This window comes from Nocardia sp. NPDC004260 (assembly GCF_053603155.1).
In genome coordinates this window covers 1-1,186 of the sequence record NZ_JBSGEZ010000278.1, presented here as the reverse complement: position 1 = coordinate 1,186, position 1,186 = coordinate 1, and the positions used below count along the sequence as shown (strand labels likewise).

The 1,186-nt window shown below is 63.5% G+C and carries 1 protein-coding gene and 1 pseudogene; both read right to left on the bottom strand.

Annotation, left to right across the window (positions count from 1 at the left end):
- Nucleotides 1-2: 2 nt before the first annotated feature.
- Complete coding sequence (locus ACWEO7_RS39630) at nt 3-464, bottom strand: transposase (RefSeq protein ID WP_452431010.1); 462 nt, start codon at nt 462-464, stop codon at nt 3-5.
- Nucleotides 465-729: 265 nt separating this feature from the next.
- Nucleotides 730-945, bottom strand: a pseudogene (locus ACWEO7_RS39625) (helix-turn-helix domain-containing protein); the annotation flags it as partial.
- Nucleotides 946-1,186: the final 241 nt, after the last annotated feature.

Sequence of the window (1,186 nt, the reverse complement as noted above, 5' to 3'; positions counted from 1 at the left end):
CGTCAGGCAACCTTCGGTAGGTAATCGGGGTGGCGGATCTTGGATCCGACGGCGAAGTCGCGGATGGGTTCGGCGTGCTGATTGCGCCAGCGGATGTAGGCGCCGATCGCGTCGTCTTGCTCGCCGTGGCAGCGGTGGTCGGTGCCGCCCAGCGCGAAGTACCGCAACGCGGAGAACTCGCACTCGATACGGTTCAACCAGGACGAATAGGTCGGCAGGAACACCAGCTCCACGTCGTTGGCGGCGCACCATTCCTGCACCTCGCGACGCTTGTGAACCGAATAGTTGTCTGCGATCAGATACAACTTCTGGCCCGGCCACCGCCGGCGCAGGGACTTGAGGAAGGCCAGGAACTCCGTCCAGCGTTTCCGATCGCGGATGCGGTAGTACAGCTGCCCGGTGCGAAGGTCCAGCGCACCGAGCATGTGCCGCACTCCCTGGGTGCGGTTGTATGTTGCGCGCAGCCGTTTCGGCGTTCGCCGACCGAACCAGCCGCGTCCGGCACAGGGGCTGCAGGTTCAGCGGCCCGAACTCATCCACGCAGACAACGCGGCCGTCGGCGGGTGGATTGTCATACAGGTCGAGCACCCGCTTCAGCTTCTGGGTGAACTCGGGGTCGTTGCTGGCCTTCCAGGTCTTCGTGGCCTGCCACGACACCCCGCCGGCCTTCAGGATCTGCCGCAGTGTTTCTCGGCAGATATCGGCGATATCGTTGTCCCGCAATATTTCTGCCAGTTTCGACAAGCTCCATGTGGAGAAGGGCCAGCCCAGATCACGCGGGCAGCACCGGGCGATGGAACAGATCCGATCACGTGTCGCCTGATCGGTCTTCGCCGGCCTGCCCGCGCTCCATTTTGGGTCCAGCGCGTCAAAACCCTTCTCGTTGAAGTCGTGGATCACCTGTCGCACATACGATTCCGATACCTGCATCAGCTTCGCGATCATCGGCACCGGCTGACGCTGCGCCGACGCCATCACCACGATCGCACGCCGCATCCTGATCGGCTGCTTGCTCGTCTTGGCGATTTTCTGCAACCGGCGTCCCTCCTCCGGGAACACCGCGCGAACGAACACATCCGGCTTTCTGGCCACCGACACCACCTCCGCAGGCAGCATCACCCAGCCGGAACCGCACGACCAACCCGACACCCGGTTAGCGCAGCGACCTATCTGGATGGGGCACTAG